Genomic DNA, 21,446 nt, shown 5'->3' on the forward strand with positions numbered 1-21,446 from the left:
GGAGTGCGCGCGGGGCGGGGGTGGTCGCGCGGCCCGGCGCTTGCGGGGCGCCTCCCCCGGAGGGGGTGCCCCCAGCGCCCGCCTGTGCCGCCCGCCCCCGCGACACGGACGCCGGGCGCTTCGAGGCGCTCCCCGGGAGTGCCGTCTAGACTCGACCGGCGTCAGACCGTCAGGCCCAGGCCAGAACCGTCCGCCCACCGGAAGGGTGTTCCGCGTCTTGATACGGATCGATTCAGTCACGAAGCGGTACCCGGACGGCACGGTGGCGGTCGACCGGCTGTCGCTGGAGATCCCCGACCGCTCGATCACCGTCCTCGTCGGCCCTTCGGGGTGCGGCAAGACGACCACCCTCCGCATGATCAACCGGATGGTCGAACCCACCGAGGGAACGATCCTGCTCGACGGCGAGGACAGCCGGCGGCAGCCGGTCACCACCCTGCGCCGCTCCATGGGGTACGTCATCCAGAACGCCGGGCTCTTCCAGCACCGCACGATCGTCGACAACATCGCCACCGTGCCCCGCCTGCTCGGCTGGGGCAGGCAGCGGGCCCGGGAGCGGGCGGCGGAGCTGATGGAGCGGGTGGGCCTGGACCCCTCGCTGGCCAAGCGGTACCCGTACCAGCTCTCCGGCGGACAGCAGCAGCGCGTCGGCGTGGCGCGGGCGCTCGCCGCGGACCCGCCGGTGCTGCTGATGGACGAGCCGTTCTCCGCCGTCGACCCCGTGGTGCGCAAGGGGCTGCAGGCCGAACTCCTGCGCATCCAGGACGAGCTGGGCAAGACCATCGTCTTCGTCACCCACGACATCGACGAGGCGATCACCCTCGGCACCATGGTCGCCGTCCTGCGCGAGGGCGGCCGGCTCGCCCAGTACGCGCCGCCCGCCGACCTGCTGTCGAACCCGGCGGACGGCTTCGTCGAGGACTTCCTCGGCGCCGACCGCGGCATCCGGCGGCTGTCCTTCTTCCCCTCCGACGCACTGGAGCTGACCACCGACGCGGTGATCCCGGCCGACGCCACCGCCGCACGGATCGCCGCCGTCGAGGCCCCCCACCTCCTGGTCACCGACGCCGACGGCCGCCCGCTCGGCTGGGCCGCGCGCGAGGAGTTGACCGCCGGTGATCTCAGGACCGACCGACTGCTGCCGTACGGACGGCCGTTCGTGCCCGGCGCCGACTCCCTGCGGGTCGCCCTCGACTGCGCCGTGCTCTCGCCCGTCGGCCGGGCGGTCGCCGTGGACGGCCACGGCCGGGTGACCGGCGTCGTCTCCCAGCAGACCATCGGCGAGGCCGTCCGCGCCGCCCACACGGCCGGCCGCGCCGACGAGCAGAAGGTCGCGGGATGACCGGCTTCTTCGACATCCCCAGCGACCTCCAGCACAGCTGGGCCGGGCTGATCGGCCTGCACCTGAGGGAGGCTCTGCTGCCGGTGGCCGCCGGGCTGCTCCTCGCCCTGCCGATCGCACAGCTGTGCGGCCGCTTCCGCTGGCTGTACCCGCCCGTGCTCGGCCTGACGACCGTGCTGTACGCCGTCCCCTCGCTGGCGTTCTTCGTCGTCCTCATCGACTACACCGGCCAGACCGAGCTCACCGTGATGATCCCGCTGGCCCTGTACAGCCTGGTCGTCCTGGTCCCGGCCATCGTCGACGGCGTGCGCTCGGTGCCGGACGAGACCCTCGCCGCGGCCACCGCCATGGGCTTCGGCTCCGTACGCCGTTACCTCCAGGTGCAGTTGCCGATCGCCGCGCCCGCCGTCATCGCCGGACTCCGGGTCGCCACCGCGTCCAGCATCTCCCTGGTCGGCGTCGGCGCCCTGATCGGCAACCAGGGCGCCCTCGGCAACCTGCTCGCCGCCGCGCAGAAGTACGACCGGCCCGAACTCGCGGTGAACGCCGTGGTCACGATGGCCGTCCTGGCGATCCTGTGCGACGTCCTGCTGGTCGCGCTGCGGGTGCTGCTGACGCCGTGGATGCCGCGCGGCGGCACCCGTTTGAAACCCGCCGCGCGGCGGGCGGAGATCACCCCGGAGGGTGCGGTCCGGTGAACGTCCTCCACTTCGTCGACGCCTTCTTCAGCGACAGCGCCCACTGGCACGGCTACGACGGCATCCCGCAGCGTTTCTGGGAACACCTCCAGTACTCCCTGCTGGCCCTCGCCGTCGCCGCCGCCGTCGGGCTGCCCGTCGGCCTGCTGACCGGCCACACCGGACGCGGCGGCAACGCGCTCGCCTTCATCGCCAACGCCGCCCGCGCACTGCCCAGTTTCGGCCTGCTGGTGCTGGCCGTCCTGCTGATCGGCTTCGGCCTGCTGCCCGTCATGATCCCGCTGGTCGTGCTGGCCGTCCCGCCGATCCTGGTGACCACCTACGAGGCGGTCCGCTCCGTCGACCCCGCCCCCGTGGACGCCGCGCGGGGCATGGGCATGCACGAGTCGCGGATCCTCTTCCGGGTCGAGGTGCCCGTGGCGCTCCCGCTGATCCTCAGCGGCCTGCGCTCCGCGGCCATCCAGATCGTGTCGACGGCCACCATCGCCGCGTACGTCAGTCTCGGCGGGCTCGGCCGGTACATCATCGACGGGCTCTACCAGCGCGACTACGAGAAGGTGGTCGGCGGGGCCACCCTGGTGGCCGTCCTGGCGCTGCTCACCCTCGCGGTGTTCTGGGCGGCGGGACGACTGGCGGTGTCCCCCGGAGTGCGCAGGCGCTGACGTTCGATCAGATGTGCGACACACGTGATCCGGACGTCCTTGACTCGCCGTGAGCGGCTGGATTGGATCGGCGAATGACTTCTACCGCGCAGAGCAGCAGGTCCAGGACGAGGCACACCGGTGCGGCGGCCGTCGCGCTCACCGCCGCGGGGGCACTGCTCGCGGGCTGTTCCTCCTCCGGCGACCCCTCGGACAACCCCCTCGACGGGCAGAAGGCCGAAGCCGGCACCGTCGTCGTCGGCTCCAACAACTTCGCCGAGTCCACCCTGCTCGCCGACATCTACGGCGAGGCCCTCCGCGCCGCCGGCCTCAAGGTCGACTACAAGCACAACATCGGCAGCCGTGAGACGACGTACGGCCTGATGAAGAACGGCTCCCTCACGGTCCTGCCGGAGTACAACGGCTCCCTCCTCGCCTACCTCGACCCCGAGGCCGGACAGGAGTCCGCTCAGGCCGTGAACGAGGCCGTCAAGGCCAGGCTGGACAAGTCGCTGACCCTGCTGGAGTCCTCGCCCGCCGAGAACAAGGACTCGGTCAGCGTCAACGCCGAGACGGCGGGCAAGCACGGCCTCACCGACGAATCGACCCTCGCCGACCTCAAGGACATGGCGCCGGAGCTGGTGATCGGCGGCTCGCCCGAGTTCCAGACCCGGCAGCAGGGACTCGAAGGTCTGGAGACCGTCTACGGCCTGACGTTCAAGTCGTTCAAGGCGCTCGACGCGGGCGGCCCGCTCACCCAGGCGGCGCTCAGCGGGAACGAGGTCCAGGCCGCGGACGTCTTCACCACCGACCCGACCATCGTCAAGGAGAAGTTCGTCGTCCTGAAGGACCCGGAGAACCTCTTCGGCTTCGCCAACGTCACCCCGCTGGTATCCAAGGAGGGGCTGCCCCGGGAGGGCGTGGAGGCGCTGAACGCGGTCTCCGCGAAACTGGACACCGAGACCCTCCTCGACCTGGACGCCCAGGTGCAGCTGGAGAAGAAGGACCCGCTGGACGTGGCGAAGGCCTGGCTGAAGTCGGCCGGCCTGGACTGAGCCCGCCCGGGGTGCGGCCGGCGGGCCGCACCCCGGAGGCCGTTCACCGCGCCGGGGCCGCCTGCGCGATCAGCCGGTCGATCAGCGCGATCAGCACGTCCCGGCACGACTCCCGCTCCCGCGCGTCGCACAGCAGCACGGGCACGCCGTCCGGCAGCGTCAGCGCCTCCCGGATGTCCTCGACCGGGTACGGGTGCTCCCCGTGGAAGCCGTTGACGGCGATCACGAACGGGATGCCCCGGCGCTCGAAGAAGTCGATCGCGGCGAAACTGGTCTTGGGCCTGCGCACGTCCACCAGGACCACCGCGCCCAGGGCGCCGACGGCCAGGTCGTTCCACATGAACCAGAACCGCTGCTGCCCCGGCGTGCCGAAGAGGTACAGCACGAGGTCGTCCGAGACGCTGATCCGGCCGAAGTCCAGGGCGACCGTGGTGGCACGTTTCTCCTCGACGCCGTTCAGGTCGTCGACGTCCAGGCCCGCCATGGTCAGCGGTTCCTCGGTGCGCAGCGGGACGATCTCGCTGACCGAGCCGACCATGGTCGTCTTGCCCACGCCGAAGCCACCGGCGATCAGGATCTTGACCGTGTCGGGTGCCGGACGCCCGGCGGACGCCCGCGCGGTGGTGTCAGAGCCGGCCAAGGCCCTCCCTCACTTTCTGCAGCAGATCCAGGTCCACGGTGGTGCGGTCGACGGGACGCGGCGGGCGGGCGGTGATCCGGCCCGCCTCCAGCAGGTCGCACAGCATGATGACGACCACGCTCATGGGCAGGTCGAGACGCGCGGCGAGCTCGGCGACCGCCATCGGCTCGGCGCACAGCCGCAGGATCCGGGAGTGCTCGGGCTGCGGCCGGGCCGCCCCCTCGGGCTGCGGATCCGCCGCCGTCACCGTCGTGATGAGCGTGAAGTCGGCACGGCTGGGCCGGGTCCGGCCACCGGTCAGGGTGAACGGTCGTACGAGCCGGCCCGCCGAGTCGCTTCCGCCCACCTCACGCGCCGGGGTCGACGGCCGGCCCCGCGATGTCCCGCGGGGCCGCGCTGAGGTGCTCGCCTATCTTCTTCACCAGCATGTTCATCTGGTACGCCACCACGCCGACGTCCGCGCCCGGACCGGTCAGCACCACCAGGTGGGCGCCGGGACCGGCCGAGGTGAGGATCAGGTAGCTGTGCGCCATCTCGATGAGCGCCTGGCGCACCGGGCCGCCGCGGAAGTCCATGCTGACGCCCTTGCTGAGGCTCATCAGACCGGACGCGGTCGCCGCCAGGCGTTCCGCGTCGTCCCGCAGGAATCCGGTGGACTTGCTCACCACCAGACCGTCCTCGGAGAGCACCACGGCCTGGTTCACGTCGGCGACCCGCTCGACGAGTCCGGTCAGCAGCTGGTCCAGCTGGGTGTGGGTGGCGGGGATGGGGCGTGTCATGACGGTGTTCCTTCGTGAACGGTCGGCGGTCGGCGGTCAGCGGTCGGCGGTCGGCGTCGGGGACCCGGCGGGAGCGGCGGGCACGTGCGCCGCCTCGTCCGTCTCGTCCGCGTCGTCCTGCGGTCCGGCCTCGTCGGTGTCGTCGTCCCGCGCCTGGGACGTGCCGCGCTGGAAGCCGGCGAGGGAGGAGGCGGCGTGTTCCGCGGTGAAGTCGCCGGAGTCGTCCTCGGCGTCCGGGACGGACTCCTCGCGGAGTTCGGCGGCCAGGCTGGTCTGCGGCACCCGGCGGGGGAGCGGGGTGAGCCCGTCCCGGCGGGGCGCGGGCGCCGGTGCGGCCGGCACGGCCGGTGCGGGGGCGGGCCGGACGGCGGTCGCCGACCGGGACGCCGCGGCCTGCCGCGCACCGGCGGTCACGGTCTCCTCGGGCCCGTCGTCCCTCCGGTCCTCCGCGCTCCCGGCGCGCGTCTCCCGCGGGCCGCCGGACGGCGTGTCCCGCACCACGATCTCGTGCGGGATCAGCACGATCGCCGTCGTCCCGCCGTACGGCGAGGAGCGCAGGGTCACGGAGATGCCGTGCCGGTGCGCGAGCTGGGAGATCACGAACACGCCGAGCCGGAGGTCGTCGGCGAGCGCCACCACGTCGAACTGCGGCGCCTTGGCCAACTGGGCGTTCAGGGAGGCGTAGTCGTCGTCCGACATGCCGAGGCCCCGGTCCTCGACCTCGACGGCGAGGCCCTTGGCCACCAGCGCCGCCCGCACCGTGACGGGGCTCGGCGCGGGCGAGTACACCGTCGCGTTGTCGATCAGCTCGGCCAGCAGGTGGATGACGTCGGCCACCGCGGGCGGGGCGAGCGACACCTCCTCCTCGGTGAGCACCTCCACCCGCTGGTACTCGGCGACCTCACCGACGGCGCTGCGCACGATGTCGATCAGCGCGACCGGATCGCTCCAGGTACGGCCGGGGCGCTCACCGCTGACGATGACCAGGTTCTCCTCGTACCGGCGCAACTGGCTGGCCGTGGAGTCCAGTTCGTACAGACCCTTGAGGACCTCGGGGTCGGTGTGCCGGCGCTCCAGCGCGTCGAGCTTGCTGAGCTGGAGGTTGACCAGGTTCTGGCTCTGCCGCGCGATGCCGAGGATGACCTTCTGGAAACCGCGCCGGGTGTCGGCGAGTTCGATCGCGGTGTGCACGGCCGTGCGCTGTGCGGTGTTGAACGCCTGCGCGACCTGGCCCAGTTCGTCGTGGCCGTAGTCCAGCGGGGTCGTCGCCGACTCCACGTCGACCTTCTCGCCCCGCTCCAGCCGGGCCACCACATCGGGCAGCCGTTCCTCGGCCAGGCCGAGGGTGGCCACCCGCAGACCGCGCAGCCGGCGGGACAGCGAGCGGGTGATGCGCCAGGACAGGCCGACGCACAGCAGCAGCGCGAGCAGTCCGGCGGCGCTCAGGGAGGCGGCCGTCAGCAGCAGACTGCGGGCCTCGTCGGCGCTGCGGACGAGCAGCGCGTCGGTCTGCTGCCGGATCAGGGCGGCGTACTGCGGGGAGACCCGGTCCATGGCCTCGGCCCACTGCTCCCGCAGGTCCGGCAGTTCGACGGCGTGCTTCTCGCCGGTGGGCGCGGTCGCCAGCACCTGGTCCTCGACCGCCTCCAGGGCACGCCACTCGGCGCTCTGCAGGATCCGCTCGGTCTGGACCTTGGTCTCGTCGCGCAGGGAGGGCATGATCTGGTCGTCGACCAGCCAGCGGCGGGTGTGCACCAGCTCCGCGAACTCGCCCCAGCCCTCCGCGTCCAGACGCCCGGAGGGCCAGGCGAGGGTGAGCCGCGCGTCCTCCTCGGAGACCAGCTCCGCCGCGTGCTCCAGCGAGACCAGGGGTCCGGCCTGCGAGGTCAGGTCCCCGTCGTCGACCTGGGAGAGTTCCCGGAAGGCGTGGATCTGGTCGTCGATGATCGAGGTGTACTGGCCGAGCGCCTGCTCGGCGGTGATGTCGCTGGGGGCGTCCACCTGGTCCCGGTAGTACTCCAGGCTGCCCACCGAGCCCAGCACCCCGTACATGTAGTCCGAGATGCGCGCCGGAGCCTCGGCGATCGCGTCCGCCTGACCGACCAGCTTCGCCACCGCGTCGTCGGTCTTCTTGCGCTGGTCCTCCAGGGCGGTCCGGGGGGTGTCCGGCTCGGCCAGCCACGCGGCGGTCAGCCGGCGCTCCTGCTGCAACGCCAGCGTGGCGTGCGTGCCCATCGCGCCGGTCGACCGGCTCAGTTCCGTCTGGGAACGCAGCTGCAGGCCCTCGGAGAACATCTGGATCGTCGTCAGGCCCCACATGCCGGCGAGGGTGACGCTGGGCACCAGGGCGAGGAGGAACAGCGAGAGGCGTATGGAGCCGAGACGGCGCCGGGCACCTGTCCGTGGAGACATCGTGGTCCTAGAGCGGTCGGATGGTGGGAGGAGTACGCACGGCCGGGCCCGTCAGCGGGTTCCGTCGGCGGCGAACCCGGCGACCGAGTCCGCGTCGGCCTTCGTGACGAACGCCGGTCCGGTGAGCACGGGCGCGACCCCGCCGCCGCTGATGTTGCCGTTGGTCCGGTACAGCCACAGCGCGTCGACGGCGAGGTAGCCCTGGAGGTAGGGCTGCTGGTCGACGGCGAACTGGACGTTGCCGCCGCGCACGGCGTCCACCAGGTCCTCGTTGAGGTCGAAGGTGGCGACGTCGGCCTCGCTGTCCGCCTCCGCGACGGCCTCGACCGCGGTGAGCGCGAAGTCCGCCCCGTTGGTGACCACCTCGTCGATGGTCTGGTCCTGCCGCAGCCGGGCGGTGATGATGCCGGAGACGGCGCGCATGTCGGTGCCGTCCACGTAGAGGTTCTCGGTCGTCCCGCCGAACGCCTTCTTCACGCCGGCGCAGCGGGCCTCCAGGGCGACGTTGCCACGCTCGTGGACGACGCACAGGGCGTGCTCGGCCTTCAGCTCGTCCAGCTTGTCGCCGACGGCCCGGCCCGCCACGCTCTCGTCCTGGCCGAAGAACTCCAGCAGCCCCGCCGACTTCCAGGCGTCGATACCGGAGTTGAGCCCCACCACGGGGATGTTCGCGGCCCGCGCCTCGTTGACCGGGCCCTTCATGGCCGCCGGTTTGGCCAGCGTCAGCGCGATGCCGTCGACGCCCTCGCGGACCGCCTCGCGGACCAGGTCGGCCTGCCCCGCCGGGTCCGGGTCGCTCACGTACGTCAGCTCGATGCCGTCCTTGGCGGCCGCCGCCTCGGCGCCCCTCTTCACCCGGTCCCAGAAGGCGTCGCCCTCGTCGCCGTGGGTCACCATCGTGACCTTGATCCGTCCGGCGCCGGAGCGGTTCGCGCCGTCGGAGTCCGAGGAGTCGTCGTCCGAACCGAGGACGGAGCAGCCGGTCGCCAGCAGACCGACGGCGGCTGCCAGCGCCGCCAGACGGCGTCTCGGAAGGCGGCGGGACGGGGGACGAGTGTTCATGAGGGGTGCGGACCTCGCTGTGCGGCCGAGCAAGAGCAGGGGGAGAGCACCGACGGAACCGCGGGGGGCGTGCGCCGAACGGGTGACTCTCGCTGGGCCGGAGCCAACCCTGTGGGACCACTGGTCGTCAAGTGAACAGCCACGTGAAGTGAGGCGATGCTGCCGCATTGTGATGAACCGTGAGTACGCCGCGGCCGTTTGCCGCCGCCGAACCGAATGGACGGTACGGAACCGCTCCGGTCCCTCCCGCCCGTCCCCCGTTCAGCGCCGGCGCGGCCGCGGGGCCGGCGCGGCGCCCCCGGCGAGCACCAGGACGGCGGCGGCGCCGCCCGCGAACAGCGGGGCGAAGGACCCGGAGGGGCGGCCGCGGTGGTGCGCGCGCCGGGAGCGGCGGCGGACCCGGCGGCGCGGGGGCGCCCGCCGTCCGGGGACGCGGAGACGGTGAGGGGGCGCCGGACTCCTCCGCGCCGGTTCTGCCGCCGCCTCCTTCCTCTTCCGCGGGGACACCACGTCCGGGCACGAGGAGCACGTGCCGGGAGTGCCGCCGTTCCGCCGCACCGTGTACCGCACATGACGTCCCGTCCGGTCCGACGGCAGGGGCACCCGGAACCGGTGGGCGCCGTCCGGCAGCGCCGGGTCCGTCACCTCGGCGAACGGCTCCTCGGGCGGGTCGGACCAGGTGAGCGGCTTCGCCGGGTCGTCGCCGGGCTCCGTCAGGTGCGCACGGAACGTGCCGGCGTCCCCGCCCGGTCGCCGCCCTCGGGCGAGCGGGCCACGGCCCGGCTCACCGGATCCGCCGGCGCCACGAGGGCCGCCGCGAGCGCGGTGCGGTGCGCGGTCGTCCGGGACATCCGGACCGCCTCCTTCGGCGGGCGGGGAACGCGGGGAACTCCTCCGTGCCATGCGGCGCGAACGCCTGGCGCGTTCACCGCGCCGCCCGTCGTTCGGCCGCGGTCGGCCCGCCGTTCTCTTTTGCCCCCGCACCTGCCACACTTAGATACCGGACGTGCTGTTTTCTTTCGGAGCGCGCGTTCGTTACGCCCGGTACGTTCACGTTCGGGAGGATGCCCGCGCGATGGGTGTCGCCACAGCGTGAGTTATCGTGTACCAGGCGTGAAAACAAACAGCATGACCCGTTCCTTTCCGGCTCAGGAGTTCAGGCGATGGCGAGGCAGGTACGCGCCGAGCAGACCCGCGCGACGATCATCACGGCCGCCGCAGAGCTGTTCGACCGGCAGGGCTATGAATCGACCAGTCTCAGCGACATCGTCGAGCACGCCCAGGTCACCAAGGGGGCCCTCTACTTCCACTTCGCCGCGAAGGAGGACCTCGCCCACGCCATCCTGGAACTCCAGTCCGCCACCAGCCGCCGGCTGGCCAGGGACACCGAGCTCCGGGGGCACACCTCGCTGGAGGCGCTGATGCGCCTCACCTTCTGCATAGCCAGGATGTCGGCCGAGGACCCCGTCCTGCGGGCCGGACTGCGGCTCGCCACCGGCGGCACCCGGCCGCGCCCCCCGCTGAGCCATCCCTTCACCGAGTGGCTGGACATCGTCACGGCCCGGCTCCTCGGCGCCGTCAAGGAGTCCGACGTCCACCCGGACGTCGACATCGACGTCGTGGCGCACTCCCTGGTCTGCTTCTTCGTCGGCACCCGCGTCGTCGGCCGCTCCCGCGAATCCGTCGCCCGGCAGCCCCGCCGTACGGCCGAGATGTGGCAGATCCTCATCCGGGGCCTGGTCCCCGTCACCCGGCGCGCCCGCTACCTCAGCCTGGCCGCGCGGCTGGAACGGGAGATCGCGCCGGTGTGACCCGCGGCGCGCGACGGCCGGCGCGCGTTACGGTGAGCCGCATGTCCGACCACCCCACCGCGCCCGTGATCCTCGGCGACGAGCCCGGCACCTTCCCCCACGGCGTGCTGGCCGAGCGGCACCCGGCGATCATCCGGCAGGTGCGCGAGGCCTTCCCGTACGGGCCCGAGCAGCACCGCGCGCTCGACGCCCTGCTCGCCGGCTGCACCGGGGGCACGATCGAACCCCTCCCCGCCGACGCCCACGACCGGCGGCACTGGGAGGCCTGGGGGATGGACGCCTACGCCGGCCGCTCCTGGTACGACGTGCCGTGGCTGTGGTCCGAGAGCTGGTTCTACCGCCGGCTGCTGCACGCGGTGGGCTACTTCGCCCCCGGCCCCTGGCAGGGCATCGACCCGTTCCGCCCCTCCAAGCTCGCCGAACTCGACTCGCCCGCCACGGACGAGGAACTGGCCGCGCTCGACGACCTCGCCCGGCAGCCGGTGGACGAACGGGCCCGCGCCCTGCTGCACGGCTCCCTGTGGGGCAACCGCGCCGACCTCGGCTTCCGGCTGTCCGCCGAGGGCGCCGAGGAGACGGCCGCCGTCCCCGCCCTGGTGGCCGACGACAGCGAACGGCTGTGGCCGCTGCTCGGCGCCCCCGGCACCGGCACCCTGTGCCTGGTCGCCGACAACGCGGGCCGCGAACTCGTCCCGGACCTGCTGCTCATCGCCCACCTGCTGGCGCACGGCCGTGTCGCCCGGGCGGTGCTGCACGTCAAGCCGTACCCGTACTACGTCTCCGACGCCACTACCGCCGACGTCGTCGACGCGGTGCGCCGGCTCACCGGCGCCGAGGGCGCGGCGGCCGAGTACGGCCGCGGCCTGTGGGCCGCGCTCACCGACGGCCGGCTCACCCTCCGCGCCCACCCGTTCTCCTGCGCGCCGCTGCCGTACGCGGACATGCCGGACGGCCTCCGCGCGGACTTCGCCGCCGCCGCGCTCACCGTCGTCAAGGGCGACCTCAACTACCGCCGTCTCGTGGGCGACCGGTACTGGCCCCCGACCACACCCTTCGCGGAGGTCACCGCGTACTTCCCGGGGCCGGTCGCCGCCCTGCGCACCCTGAAGTCCGACGTGATCACCGGACTGACCGCCGACACCGAGGCGGCGCTGGTCGCGGCGGAGGAGCAGCGCTGGCGCACCGGCGGCACCCACGCGCTGGTCCAGGTCCGGACCTAGGGTCCACAACTCCCGTACGGGGCACGGTTCACGCGATGGTGTGATCATGCTGGGCCCGGCGGATGCCACCACCGGGCCGCGGGTAGCTCCCGGCCATGACGCAGCCGTTCGAACTCCCGCACTTCTACCTGCCGCACCCCGCGCGGCTCAACCCGCACGTCGAAGAGGCCCGCGCCCACTCGACCGGGTGGGCGCGCGAGATGGGCATGCTGGAGGGCAGCGGGGTCTGGGAGCAGGCCGACCTCGACGCGCACGACTACGGCCTGCTCTGCGCCTACACCCATCCCGACTGCGACGGGCCCGCCCTCTCGCTCATCACCGACTGGTACGTGTGGGTCTTCTTCTTCGACGACCACTTCCTGGAGAAGTTCAAACGCACCCAGGACCGCGCCGCCGGCAAGGCCCATCTGGACCGGCTGCCGCTGTTCATGCCGCTCGACCCGGCGGCCGACGTCCCCGTGCCGGAGAACCCGGTCGAGGCGGGCCTCGCCGACCTGTGGGCGCGCACGGTGCCGGCGATGTCCGCCGGCTGGCGCCGCCGGTTCGCCCTTGCCACCGAGCACCTCCTCAACGAGTCCCTGTGGGAGCTGTCCAACATCAACGAGGGGCGGATCGCCAACCCCGTCGAGTACATCGAGATGCGCCGCAAGGTGGGCGGCGCGCCCTGGTCCGCCGGGCTCGTGGAGTACGCCACCGCCGAGGTGCCCCCCGCCGTGGCCGGGACCAGGCCGCTCAGGGTGCTGATGGAGACCTTCTCCGACGCCGTGCACCTGCGCAACGACCTGTTCTCCTACCAGCGGGAGGTCGAGGACGAGGGCGAACTCAGCAACGGCGTGCTCGTCCTGGAGACCTTCTTCGGCTGCACCACCCAGGAGGCCGCCGACATCGTGGGCGACGTCCTCACCTCGCGGCTCCACCAGTTCGAGCACACCGCGTTCACCGAAGTCCCCGCCGTGGCGCTGGAGAACGGGCTCACCCCGGTCGAGACCGCGGCCGTCGGGGCGTACGCGAAGGGCCTGCAGGACTGGCAGTCCGGCGGCCACGAATGGCATCTGCGCTCCAGCCGCTACATGAACGAGGGCGCACGGTCCGGCGCCCCCTGGCAGTCCCCGTCCGGCCCCGGGACGTCCGCCGCCGACGTCGGCGCCCTGCTCGCCGGCGCGGGGGCCGAGAGGCTGCGCGCCCACACGCACGTGCCGTTCCGGAAGGTCGGCCCGTCGATCATCCCCGACATCCGCATGCCGTTCCCGCTGCGGCTCAGCCCCGCCCTCGACGGCGCGCGGCGGCACCTGCTGGAGTGGTCGCGCGAGATCGGCTTCCTCGGCGAGGGCGTCTGGGACGAGGACAAGCTCGCCAGCTGCGACCTCCCGCTGTGCGCGGCGGGCCTCGACCCGGACGCCACCCAGGAGCAGCTCGACCTCGCCTCCGGCTGGCTGGCCTTCGGCACCTACGGCGACGACTACTACCCGCTCGTCTACGGCCACCGCCGCGACCTGGCCGCCGCGCGGCTGACCACGGCCCGTCTGTCGGCCTGCATGCCCCTCGGTCCCGAGGAGGTCCCGCCGCCGCCCGTCAACGCCATGGAGAGGGCGCTGATCGACCTGTGGGGGCGTACGACGGCCGGTATGACGCCCGATGAGCGCCGCCCCCTGAAGTCGGCCGTCGACACGATGACCGAGGCCTGGGTGTGGGAGCTGTCCAACCAGATCCAGAACCGCGTCCCGGACCCCGTGGACTACCTGGAGATGCGCCGCGCCACCTTCGGCTCCGACCTCACCCTGGGCCTCTGCCGCGCCGGACACGGACCCGCGGTGCCGCCGGAGGTCTACCGCAGCGGTCCCGTCCGCTCCCTGGAGAACGCGGCGATCGACTACGCGTGCCTGCTCAACGACGTCTTCTCGTACCAGAAGGAGATCGAGTTCGAGGGCGAGATGCACAACGCGGTCCTCGTGGTGCAGAACTTCTTCGGCGTCGACTATCCGACCGCGCTGCCCGTGGTGCAGGACCTGATGAACCAGCGGATGCGCCAGTTCGAGCATGTCGTGGAGCACGAACTGCCCGTCGTCTACGACGACTTCCAGTTGTCGGACGAGGCACGGGCGATCATGCGGGGCTATGTGACGGACCTGCGGAACTGGATGGCGGGCATCCTCAACTGGCACCGGAACGTCGACCGGTACAAGGACGCGTACCTGTCCGGCCGGGTCCACGGCTTCCTCCCGGGTCGCGCACCGGCGCCACCGGTCCTCGTCTGACGCCCCTCCCCGCCCGCGCCACCAGCACCACCCACACCGCCCGCACTGCCGCCGGAGGCGAACCATGGAACAGACCGCGTTGCGGCCCAGGCCGATGCCCGGCGACGGGGGCGGGGGCGGCGGATCCGGGGACGGGCCGGGCTCCGGCCCGCCCGGGCGGCGGCGCGGGCGCCGGGTGGTGACCGCGGTGCTCGGGGCGCTGACCGGGGCGGTCCTGGTGCTCTCCGGGGCCGGGCTGGGGGCGGTGGGGGCCACGATCGCCGGCGCGGGCGGGCTCACCGGGCTGAAGCGGCAGGCGGGGGTGGAGTCCGCCGTCCCGGCCGCGGCGCCGCGGTCCGCCCCGTCCGCGCCGGTCGCCCGGCTCGGGGTGGAGGCGGCCGACGACGAGGGACCCGGGGCGCTGGTCGTCGGCGTGCACGTGCCCGGCCCCGGGGCCTCGGCCGGTCTCGCACGCGGCGACGTCCTCCTCGCCTTCGACGCCACCCGTGTCGACTCGGCCGCCGACCTGGCGCACGCCGTCGCCCGGGCCCGCCCGGGCGACGAGGTGACGCTGACCGTGCGCCGTCGTGGCGGCGGTTACCAGCAGTTGACGGCCGTCCCCGGCATCGTCACGTGACCACGCGGAAGCGGCGGGTGAGCCGGCCCTCGGCGTCCGGTACGCGGAAGACGAGCCCGACCGGGGCGTCCCGGTCCGCTATCCGCCCGCCCTCCCAGGGCAGCCGCAGCGTCCAGGTCACGCCCGGTCCCACCAGGACCGGGCGGCCCGCGAGCGTGGTGGCGGCCGGGGTGCGGGCGTGGCCGGTGATCGGCCCGGCGACCTCGGGGCGGCCGTCCGCGGGCCGAGGAGGGCGGCGGGGCGAACATCGCGAACCGGCTCGCGCCGGCCCTGCCCGCCGGGCAGGATGCTGCCCGTAACCTGCTGTCGCCCTGGGAGGCCCCCGACATGACCGGCGCCGCGCCCGCGTCCTTCACCGCCGACGACTACGAGGCCCGCATGGAGCGTGCGGCGCGGCAGGCCGCCGACGCCGGCCTCGCCGGACTGCTCGTGGCGCCCGGTCCCGACCTGGTGTGGCTCACCGGCTACACCCCCACCGCCGTCACCGAGCGGCTCACCCTGCTGGTGCTGGCGGCCGGCCGGGACCCCGTGCTCGTCGTCCCCACCCTGGAGGCCCCGGACGCCGAGCGCGCCCTCGGCGCCGGCGCCCTCACCCTGCGCGACTGGACCGACGGCGAGGACCCCTACGCCACCGCCGCCGCCCTGCTGGACGCGGACGGGCGGTTCGGCATCAGCGACAACGCCTGGGCCATGCACCTGCTCGGCCTGCAGAAGGCGTTGCCCGGCACCTCGTACGCCTCCCTCACCGAGGCCCTGCCGATGCTGCGCGCCGTCAAGGACGCGGCGGAGCTGGAACTCCTGGCCGCCGCCGGGGCCGCGGCGGACGCGGCCTTCGAGGAGATCAGGCAGGTCGCCTTCGCCGGCCGCCGCGAGACCGACGTCGCCGCCGATCTGGCCGCCCTGCTGCGCCGGTTCGGGCACTCCCAGGTCGACTTCACGATCGTCGCCTCCGGCCCCAACGGCGCCAACCCCCACCACGAGAGCGGCGACCGCGTCATCGAACGCGGCGACATGGTCGTCCTCGACTTCGGCGGCCTCAAGGACGGCTACGGGTCCGACACCTCCCGCACCGTCCACGTCGGAGAACCCACCGACGAGGAGCGCCGGGTGCACGACCTGGTGCGCGAGGCACAGGAGGCGGGCTTCCGCGCGGTGCGGCCCGGGGCCGCCTGCCAGGACGTCGACCGGGCCGCCCGCGCGGTCATCGCCGACGCGGGGTACGGCGAGTACTTCATCCACCGCACCGGGCACGGCATCGGCGTCACCACGCACGAACCCCCGTACATGATCGAGGGGGAGGAGCAGCCCCTCGTCCCCGGCATGTGCTTCTCCGTCGAACCCGGCGTCTACCTGCCCGGCCGGTTCGGCGTGCGGATCGAGGACATCGTGACCGTGACCGGGGACGGCGGACGGCGGCTGAACGACACCGGGCGGGAGATGGTCACAGTGGACTGAACGGCCCCTTCCGTCCTCTCCCCGCCTCCCCGAACGGCAACGGCGCGCCCATGACCCAGACACCGACACCCACCGCGGACACCGTCCGCCGACTGGCCCGCTCCCTGCTGAAGGACGGCGGCAAAGGCGGCGGCGCGCAGTCCGCCGCCGGCCCCGACGTCCGGCCCGTCGCCGCGGGCGCCGAGCCCGCCACCTGGTGGGTCGGCACCCGCCATGTGCTGCGCCTCGCCCCGGACCGTGAGGCGAGTGTGCGCCGCCGCCGCGAGCTGCGGCTGCGCGACCTCGTCCGCCCGCTCGTCCCGGTCGCGCTGCCGTCCACCGTGGCGTACGGCGAGTGGGCGCCCGGTCTGCTCTGCAGTCTGGACACCCGGCTGGCCGGCGGCACGGGGGAGGAGCACCGCGTGTCCGCCGTCGGCGAGGCCGACCTGGCCGGGCTGCTCTCGGGGCTGCGGGAGGTGCCGGTGCGGCAGGCGGAGACGCTCGGTGTGCCGCGCGTCTCCCCGCGCTCCCTGGAAGCCCTGCGCCGGGTCGCCGCGGAGGCCGCCGGACGGCTCGCCGCGGCCGACGAGTTCGACCCGGGGCGGCTGAACCGGCTCACCCCGCCCGCCGCGGTCCAGCTCGCCGCCCAGCCCGGCACGGCCGTCCTCGTCCACCACGCCCTCACCGGCGGGCACCTCGTGGTGAGCGCGGACGGCCGGGTACGGGGCGTCCTCGGCTGGGACGCGGCGGTGGTCGGCGACCCCGCCGAGGACATCGCGGGCCTCGCCCTCGCCGTCGGCGCCCCGGCCGCCGTACGCGCCGCCACCCTCGCCGGCTACGGCGCCCGCCCCTGCCTGCGCGGGCTGTGGCTGGCCCGCTGCGACGCCCTCGTCCGGCTCGCCGAGGCGCTGGCCGGCCCCGCCACCGCCCCGTCGCCGCGGCCCCCGCGCACCAGACTGCGCCGCGCCTGGGAACCGATCATGCTGGAACGCGTGACCGACCTCGGCGGCGACGAAGTCCCGTAGCCGCGGCGGTCACTCCTGCAGCAGCACCACCGCCGACTCCGCCGGCAGGCGCAGCACCCCGTCCGGGCCCGGGGCCTCCACCGGCTCCCACGCCGCCAGGACGCGTGCGCCGGGCACGCCCAGGGGGATCTCCGCCCACTCGGCGCCGAGGTTCACCGCGACCCGGACGTCCCCCCGCCGGAAGGCCAGCCAGCGGTGCTCCTCGTCGTGGGCCACCTTGGTGTCGCCGAGGTCGGGGTCGGTGAGGTCCGGGTGCTCGTGGCGCAGGGCGAGGAGGAGCCGGTACCAGGACAGCACGCGCGCGTGGGGCTCGCGTTCCGGTTCCGACCAGTCGAGGCAGGAGCGGTCGCGGGTGACGGGGTCCTGCGGGTCGGGCACGTCCTGCTCGGCCCAGCCGTGCGCCGCGAACTCCCGCCGCCTGCCCGCGCTCACCGCCTCGGCGAGCTCCGGGTCGGTGTGGTCGGTGAAGAACTGCCAGGGCGTGCCCGCCGCCCATTCCTCGCCCATGAACAGCATGGGCGTGAAGGGGGCGGTCAGCGTGAGGGCCGCCGCGCAGGCCAGCAGCCCGGGGGAGACCAGGGCGGCCAGACGGTCCCCCCGGGCGCGGTTGCCGACCTGGTCGTGGGTCTGGCTGTAGCCGAGGAGCCGGTGCCCGGCCACCCGATTGCGGTCCAGGGGGCGGCCGTGGCGCCGGCCCCGGAAGCTGGAGTACGTCCCGTCGTGGAAGAACCCGCCGGTGAGCGTCTTGGCGAGGGCCGCGAACGGGGCGCGCGCGAAGTCGGCGTAGTAGCCCTGCGACTCACCCGTCAGCGCGGTGTGCAGGGCGTGGTGGAAGTCGTCGTTCCACTGTGCGTTCAGCCCGAGACCGCCCTCCGCGCGGGGCCGGACGACCCTGGGATCGTTCAGATCCGACTCGGCGATCAGGAACAGGGGCCGGCCGGTGTCGGCGGCGAGGGCGTCCACGGCCCCGGACAGCTCCTCCAGGAAGTGGCACGCGCGCGTGTCCACCAGCGCGTGCACCGCGTCCAGCCGCAGCCCGTCGAACCGGTAGTCCCGCAGCCACGCCAGCGCGCTGTCCACGAGGAACGCGCGCACCTCGTCGGAGCCGGGCGCGTCCAGGTTGACCGCCGCCCCCCACGGAGTGTGATGGGTGTCGGTGAAGTACGGCCCGAACGGCGGCAGATGGTTCCCGGACGGTCCCAGGTGGTTGTGCACGACGTCCAGCACGACGCCGAGGCCGAGCGCGTGCGCCCGGTCGACGAACCGCTTCAGTCCCTCGGGTCCGCCGTACGGCTCGTGCACCGCCCACAGCGAGACCCCCTCGTACCCCCATCCGTGCCGGCCCGGGAACGGGCACACCGGCATCAGCTCGACGTGCGTCACGCCCAGCTCCGCGAGGTGACCGAGCCGCTCGGCGGCGGCGTCGAAGGTGCCCTCGCGCGTGTACGTGCCCACGTGCAGCTCGTACAGCACCGCACCGGGCAGCGGGCGTCCCGTCCACTCCGTGCGCCAGGCGAACCGGTCGTGGTCGACGACGGCGCTCAGCCCGTCCGGCCCGTCCGGCTGCCGGCGCGAGCGCGGGTCGGGCAGGACGGGACCGTCGTCCAGCGCGAAGCCGTACCGGGAGCCGTCGTGCGCCCCGGCCTCCCCCCGCCACCACCCCTCCCGCTCCGGATCGCGCTCCAACGCGTGCCCGACGCCGTCGCACCGGAGCGTCACTCGGCCGGCCTGCGGTGCCCACACCTCGAACTGCACGGACGGTTCCCCTTCGTCTGCTCACCGTGATGTAGCCCCTCCATCGTGCTCCATGGGAGATCAATGCGCCGGTGGATCCTCCCTTTTGCGGCAGGTGTCGCCGGGCACGCGCACGCGTGCGGCCGTCTGCCCGTTTTCTGGACAGCCCGGCCGTCACTGACCGACAATCGGCGACGTGACGTCGTCCTTCGAGTTCCACACGTATCCCGCGCGGCTCTCCGACGCGGAGCGCGACAAGGCGCTGAGCGTGCTGCGGGACGGCGTCGCCATGGGCCGCCTGTCCCACGACACGTTCGTCCGGCGCATGGAACTCGCGCTCGTGGCCCGCCGTTCCGACGAGCTCGCCGCGCTCACCGCCGACCTCCCGCAGGAAAACCGCGTCTCCCGCCTGGTGTTCGGCACCGTGGAGGCCGTCTCCGGATTCACCGTACGGCTGCGCCGGGCCTGGCGGGCCGAGAAGCTCCCCAAGCTGCTGCTGCCGCACCCGGCGGCCGGCCACCCCCTGCGCATAGGCCGCGACCCCGGCAGCGGACTGCGGATCAGCCACGAGACGGTCTCCCGCGTGCACGCCGAACTCCGCCACCAGGGCGGCCTCTGGGTGCTGCGGGACCTCGGCTCCACCAACGGCACCACGGTGAACGGGCGTCGGGTGGTCGGCGCGGCCGTCGTCCGCGAGGGCGACCAGATCGGCTTCGGGCAGATCACCTACCGGCTCGCGGCGCACTGACTTCCCGGCGAAGCCCTCACGGTCGTCGGGAGGTTGACGTGCCCCCACGCCGTGGCCGACCGCGGAGCCTTCCGTTCGGGTGAGTTGAGTGGGGTCCGGACGCCGTCGTGCCGATGCATCGGGAATGACGCACATCTCAGTGAAAGCGGTACGGGCGGGACTGGTCACCGCCCTCGTCCTGCTCGCGTGCGCGGCGCCCGCGCGGGCCGGCGGCGGGCACGTGGCCGAGGACAGCTGGCTGATGCTCACGGTCAGCCGCGGAGAGACGCCGTCCACCAGGCAGGACGGCACCCTGCTGCGGTGCGACCCGCCCCGGGGCCACCGGCGCGCCGCCGACGCCTGCGCGGAGCTGACCGCGGTGGACGGGCGCATCGCCGACCTCCCGGCGAAGGACGTCGTCTGCCCGATGGTCTTCGCCCCGGTGACGGCGCACGCGAGCGGAAGGTGGCGCGGCCGTCCCGTCGACTACACCGAAACCTTCCCGAACACCTGCCTGCTGACCGCCCGGACAGGAGCGGTCTTCGCCCTGGACACCCAGTAACCCATCCGGCTGCGGGGGGTCGTGCCTCTCCCCGTGCCTTGAGGGTCTGGGAGGCACCCCGTCGTCGCCGGGCCGGGCACCGCCCCCCGCCCGGCGCCGACGCCCCACACGCCAGAAGCCCCGGCGCCGACGCCCCGCCCGCGAGCCCTCCGTCACCGGGCCCGCTCGCGGGCCTGGCGGGCAGCCACCAGCACCGTGCGGGACTGGTGCTCGACCTGGTGGTCCACCGGCACCCACCGGGCGCGAAAACGCCCGGCGAACGCGTCGCTCCAGCGCGCGACCAGCCCCTCCAGCCGAGCCGCCGCCCCCGCGTCGCTCTCCCGCAGCGCCCGCCGCAGCATCGCCGCCGCCCTGAGCGGCACCCGGCGCGTGAACGCGTCCACGCTGCCCACGTACGCCCGCGTGCCGTCCACGGGCGGCGTACGGACCAGGTCGGCGGCCAGCCCCGGCACCAGCTCCAGCCCCCAGGCGGCCGCCCGCAGCAGCGGCCCGTCCGCGTCCCCGTGCCGCGGCCGCGTCTCCTCCAGCACCCGCCGCACCTCGTCCGCGTCCCGCAGCAGCCGGTCCGCGAGACGGCGCAGCGCCGCGTCCGGGTCCGGATGCGGCGCCGGGTCGCCCACCAGGTCGCAGGCCCACATCGGCACCTCGATCACCGCCGTCAGGCCGCCGTACCGGTGGGCGTGGTACCAGGTGCTGTGCCGCGCGTCGTCGGTCAGGCTCGGATAGGCGGGTGCGGCCTCCGGCGCCGGCATCACATGCACCCCGGGACCGGACGCCGGCCAGCCCGCCGCGTCCGAGGCGCCCGTCTCCACCGGAATGTGCAGCCGCGCCGCCGACTTGGCGAACGGCTCCGCGAGCCCGGGCACGTCCCTCGTCAACTGCACCCAGCTGCCGCCCAGATCGGTGCCGTGCAGGGACACCTGCAGATAGGGCCGCACCTCGTCGATGACCCCGGTCAGCGCCCGGGTCTCGGGCGGCAGCCGGCCGGGCGGCAGCACCGACGGCGCCCACTCCGGCTGCTCCGGCCCGGCGGGACGGAAGAAGCCCAGGTGGTAGTCGTACAGACTGCGCGGCGCCGGCGTCACATGGAGGCTCGCCCCGTCGGGGTCCGCGCACAGCAGGAAGTGCCACGAGACGCCGTCGCGCAGCTCCCGCTCCCGGACCGTCCGCCGGGCCAGCGCGAGCAGCGTGCCCCCGCCGGCGGGCTCGTTGGCGTGGGCGCCGGCGACCACCAGCACGGCCCGCCGCGCGTGTCCGACGGACAGCAGGTGCAACGGCCGGCCCGCGCGGGAGACCCCCACCTGCCGCAGGACGCACAGACCGGGCCGCTGCACGGCCAGCGCACGGGCGGAGAGCACCAGCTCGGCCACCGTCGGATAACGCGACTCCCGCAGCGGACCCACCCCCCGTCACCGCTTGAATCCGCGTTGCAC

At 73.9% G+C, this 21,446-nt stretch carries 21 protein-coding genes and 1 pseudogene; 12 read left to right on the forward strand and 10 right to left on the reverse strand.

The genetic code is table 11. From position 1 onward, the window contains the following. Positions 1–217 precede the first annotated feature (217 nt). From ADK41_RS10250 to ADK41_RS10265, 4 genes are all read left to right on the forward strand, one after another. Entirely contained in the window at positions 218–1,342 is a 1,125-nt protein-coding gene (locus ADK41_RS10250; protein WP_030828460.1) for an ABC transporter ATP-binding protein, read from the forward strand. Further along, positions 1,339–2,040, forward strand: a complete 702-nt coding sequence (locus tag ADK41_RS10255; protein ID WP_030828458.1) for an ABC transporter permease — start codon at positions 1,339–1,341, stop codon at positions 2,038–2,040. The genes ADK41_RS10250 and ADK41_RS10255 overlap by 4 nt, the downstream gene beginning before the upstream one ends. Then, complete coding sequence (locus tag ADK41_RS10260) at positions 2,037–2,702, forward strand: ABC transporter permease (protein ID WP_030828455.1); 666 nt, start codon at positions 2,037–2,039, stop codon at positions 2,700–2,702. The genes ADK41_RS10255 and ADK41_RS10260 overlap by 4 nt, the downstream gene beginning before the upstream one ends. A gap of 74 nt (positions 2,703–2,776) precedes the next feature. Next, positions 2,777–3,736 carry an ABC transporter substrate-binding protein gene (locus ADK41_RS10265; protein WP_030828452.1) on the forward strand — a complete coding sequence of 320 codons (960 nt, stop codon included), beginning with the start codon at positions 2,777–2,779 and terminating at the stop codon, positions 3,734–3,736. Positions 3,737–3,779: 43 nt separating this feature from the next. On the opposite strand, the gene ADK41_RS10270 is transcribed toward ADK41_RS10265, so the two are convergent. The 7 genes from ADK41_RS10270 to ADK41_RS43010 form a co-directional block, all read right to left on the reverse strand. Next, entirely contained in the window at positions 3,780–4,376 is a 597-nt protein-coding gene (locus ADK41_RS10270; protein WP_030828449.1) for a GTP-binding protein, read from the reverse strand. Further along, the gene (locus ADK41_RS10275) at positions 4,363–4,722 is read right to left on the reverse strand and encodes a DUF742 domain-containing protein (protein ID WP_030828447.1); all 360 of its coding nucleotides are present in this window, start codon (positions 4,720–4,722) and stop codon (positions 4,363–4,365) included. The genes ADK41_RS10270 and ADK41_RS10275 overlap by 14 nt, the downstream gene beginning before the upstream one ends. A gap of 1 nt (position 4,723) precedes the next feature. Then, a complete protein-coding gene (locus ADK41_RS10280) occupies positions 4,724–5,155 on the reverse strand; it encodes a roadblock/LC7 domain-containing protein (protein ID WP_030828444.1) in 432 nt (143 codons plus the stop codon). A 36-nt stretch (positions 5,156–5,191) separates the two neighbouring features. Further along, entirely contained in the window at positions 5,192–7,567 is a 2,376-nt protein-coding gene (locus tag ADK41_RS10285; protein WP_030828441.1) for a sensor histidine kinase, read from the reverse strand. A gap of 51 nt (positions 7,568–7,618) precedes the next feature. Next, on the reverse strand, positions 7,619–8,629 hold the full coding sequence (locus tag ADK41_RS10290) for a substrate-binding domain-containing protein (RefSeq protein ID WP_030828438.1): 1,011 nt from the start codon (positions 8,627–8,629) through the stop codon (positions 7,619–7,621). A 261-nt stretch (positions 8,630–8,890) separates the two neighbouring features. Continuing rightward, positions 8,891–9,346, reverse strand: coding sequence for a lytic polysaccharide monooxygenase (locus tag ADK41_RS40695; RefSeq protein WP_234318851.1), 456 nt, complete (start codon positions 9,344–9,346; stop codon positions 8,891–8,893). Beyond that, positions 9,343–9,480 carry a hypothetical protein gene (locus ADK41_RS43010; RefSeq protein ID WP_234318853.1) on the reverse strand — a complete coding sequence of 46 codons (138 nt, stop codon included), beginning with the start codon at positions 9,478–9,480 and terminating at the stop codon, positions 9,343–9,345. Before ADK41_RS43010 ends, ADK41_RS40695 begins: the two co-directional genes overlap by 4 nt. Positions 9,481–9,792: 312 nt before the next feature. Here ADK41_RS43010 and ADK41_RS10300 point away from each other — a divergent pair, with 312 nt between their 5' ends. From ADK41_RS10300 to ADK41_RS10315, 4 genes are all read left to right on the forward strand, one after another. After that, positions 9,793–10,440: a ScbR family autoregulator-binding transcription factor gene (locus ADK41_RS10300; RefSeq protein WP_030828431.1), complete on the forward strand. Its 648-nt coding sequence runs from the start codon at positions 9,793–9,795 to the stop codon at positions 10,438–10,440. 41 nt (positions 10,441–10,481) lie between these two features. After that, on the forward strand, positions 10,482–11,660 hold the full coding sequence (locus ADK41_RS10305; RefSeq protein ID WP_030828429.1) for a damage-control phosphatase ARMT1 family protein: 1,179 nt from the start codon (positions 10,482–10,484) through the stop codon (positions 11,658–11,660). Positions 11,661–11,755: 95 nt separating this feature from the next. Beyond that, entirely contained in the window at positions 11,756–13,915 is a 2,160-nt protein-coding gene (gene cyc2 / locus ADK41_RS10310; RefSeq protein WP_030828426.1) for a germacradienol/geosmin synthase Cyc2, read from the forward strand. Between the two features lie 64 nt (positions 13,916–13,979). Beyond that, positions 13,980–14,531 (forward strand): PDZ domain-containing protein, encoded by a 552-nt coding sequence (locus ADK41_RS10315; protein ID WP_030828423.1) that lies wholly within the window; start codon positions 13,980–13,982, stop codon positions 14,529–14,531. Here the strand turns inward: ADK41_RS10315 and ADK41_RS39035 are convergent. Further along, positions 14,524–14,742 (reverse strand): annotated as a pseudogene (locus tag ADK41_RS39035) (phosphodiesterase); the annotation flags it as partial. The gene ADK41_RS10315 and the pseudogene ADK41_RS39035 sit on opposite strands and share 8 nt — an antisense overlap. A gap of 116 nt (positions 14,743–14,858) precedes the next feature. On the opposite strand from ADK41_RS39035, the gene ADK41_RS10320 reads away from it, so the two are divergent. Both ADK41_RS10320 and ADK41_RS10325 read left to right on the forward strand, forming a co-directional pair. Further along, positions 14,859–15,986 carry an aminopeptidase P family protein gene (locus tag ADK41_RS10320; protein WP_030828419.1) on the forward strand — a complete coding sequence of 376 codons (1,128 nt, stop codon included), beginning with the start codon at positions 14,859–14,861 and terminating at the stop codon, positions 15,984–15,986. A gap of 50 nt (positions 15,987–16,036) precedes the next feature. After that, positions 16,037–16,990, forward strand: a complete 954-nt coding sequence (locus ADK41_RS10325) for an aminoglycoside phosphotransferase family protein (RefSeq protein ID WP_030828416.1) — start codon at positions 16,037–16,039, stop codon at positions 16,988–16,990. Positions 16,991–16,999: 9 nt separating this feature from the next. On the opposite strand, the gene treZ is transcribed toward ADK41_RS10325, so the two are convergent. Beyond that, positions 17,000–18,745, reverse strand: a complete 1,746-nt coding sequence (gene treZ / locus ADK41_RS10330) for a malto-oligosyltrehalose trehalohydrolase (RefSeq protein ID WP_030828413.1) — start codon at positions 18,743–18,745, stop codon at positions 17,000–17,002. 175 nt (positions 18,746–18,920) lie between these two features. On the opposite strand from treZ, the gene ADK41_RS10335 reads away from it, so the two are divergent. After that, positions 18,921–19,472, forward strand: coding sequence for a DUF1707 and FHA domain-containing protein (locus ADK41_RS10335; RefSeq protein WP_030828409.1), 552 nt, complete (start codon positions 18,921–18,923; stop codon positions 19,470–19,472). 124 nt (positions 19,473–19,596) lie between these two features. Next, positions 19,597–20,013 carry an SSI family serine proteinase inhibitor gene (locus ADK41_RS10340; RefSeq protein ID WP_030828406.1) on the forward strand — a complete coding sequence of 139 codons (417 nt, stop codon included), beginning with the start codon at positions 19,597–19,599 and terminating at the stop codon, positions 20,011–20,013. A gap of 152 nt (positions 20,014–20,165) precedes the next feature. On the opposite strand, the gene ADK41_RS10345 is transcribed toward ADK41_RS10340, so the two are convergent. Then, the gene (locus ADK41_RS10345) at positions 20,166–21,416 is read right to left on the reverse strand and encodes a M14 family zinc carboxypeptidase (RefSeq protein ID WP_030828403.1); all 1,251 of its coding nucleotides are present in this window, start codon (positions 21,414–21,416) and stop codon (positions 20,166–20,168) included. Positions 21,417–21,446: the final 30 nt, after the last annotated feature.

It is taken from the genome of Streptomyces caelestis (assembly GCF_001279005.1).
GTDB classification, from domain to species: Bacteria; Actinomycetota; Actinomycetes; order Streptomycetales; family Streptomycetaceae; genus Streptomyces; species Streptomyces heliomycini.

Bases quoted from the DNA above. Each gene is read 5' to 3' on its own strand.
- ADK41_RS10280 (WP_030828444.1), bottom strand. From the start codon at position 5,155: ATGACACGCCCCATCCCCGCCACCCACACCCAGCTGGACCAGCTGCTG.
- ADK41_RS10300 (WP_030828431.1), top strand. From the start codon at position 9,793: ATGGCGAGGCAGGTACGCGCCGAGCAGACCCGCGCGACGATCATCACG.
- ADK41_RS43010 (WP_234318853.1), bottom strand. From the start codon at position 9,480: ATGTCCCGGACGACCGCGCACCGCACCGCGCTCGCGGCGGCCCTCGTG.
- ADK41_RS10340 (WP_030828406.1), top strand. From the start codon at position 19,597: ATGACGCACATCTCAGTGAAAGCGGTACGGGCGGGACTGGTCACCGCC.
- cyc2 (WP_030828426.1), top strand. From the start codon at position 11,756: ATGACGCAGCCGTTCGAACTCCCGCACTTCTACCTGCCGCACCCCGCG.
- ADK41_RS10255 (WP_030828458.1), top strand. From the start codon at position 1,339: ATGACCGGCTTCTTCGACATCCCCAGCGACCTCCAGCACAGCTGGGCC.
- ADK41_RS10290 (WP_030828438.1), bottom strand. From the start codon at position 8,629: ATGAACACTCGTCCCCCGTCCCGCCGCCTTCCGAGACGCCGTCTGGCG.
- ADK41_RS10320 (WP_030828419.1), top strand. From the start codon at position 14,859: ATGACCGGCGCCGCGCCCGCGTCCTTCACCGCCGACGACTACGAGGCC.
- ADK41_RS10285 (WP_030828441.1), bottom strand. From the start codon at position 7,567: ATGTCTCCACGGACAGGTGCCCGGCGCCGTCTCGGCTCCATACGCCTC.
- ADK41_RS10265 (WP_030828452.1), top strand. From the start codon at position 2,777: ATGACTTCTACCGCGCAGAGCAGCAGGTCCAGGACGAGGCACACCGGT.
- ADK41_RS10315 (WP_030828423.1), top strand. From the start codon at position 13,980: ATGGAACAGACCGCGTTGCGGCCCAGGCCGATGCCCGGCGACGGGGGC.
- ADK41_RS10325 (WP_030828416.1), top strand. From the start codon at position 16,037: ATGACCCAGACACCGACACCCACCGCGGACACCGTCCGCCGACTGGCC.
- ADK41_RS10305 (WP_030828429.1), top strand. From the start codon at position 10,482: ATGTCCGACCACCCCACCGCGCCCGTGATCCTCGGCGACGAGCCCGGC.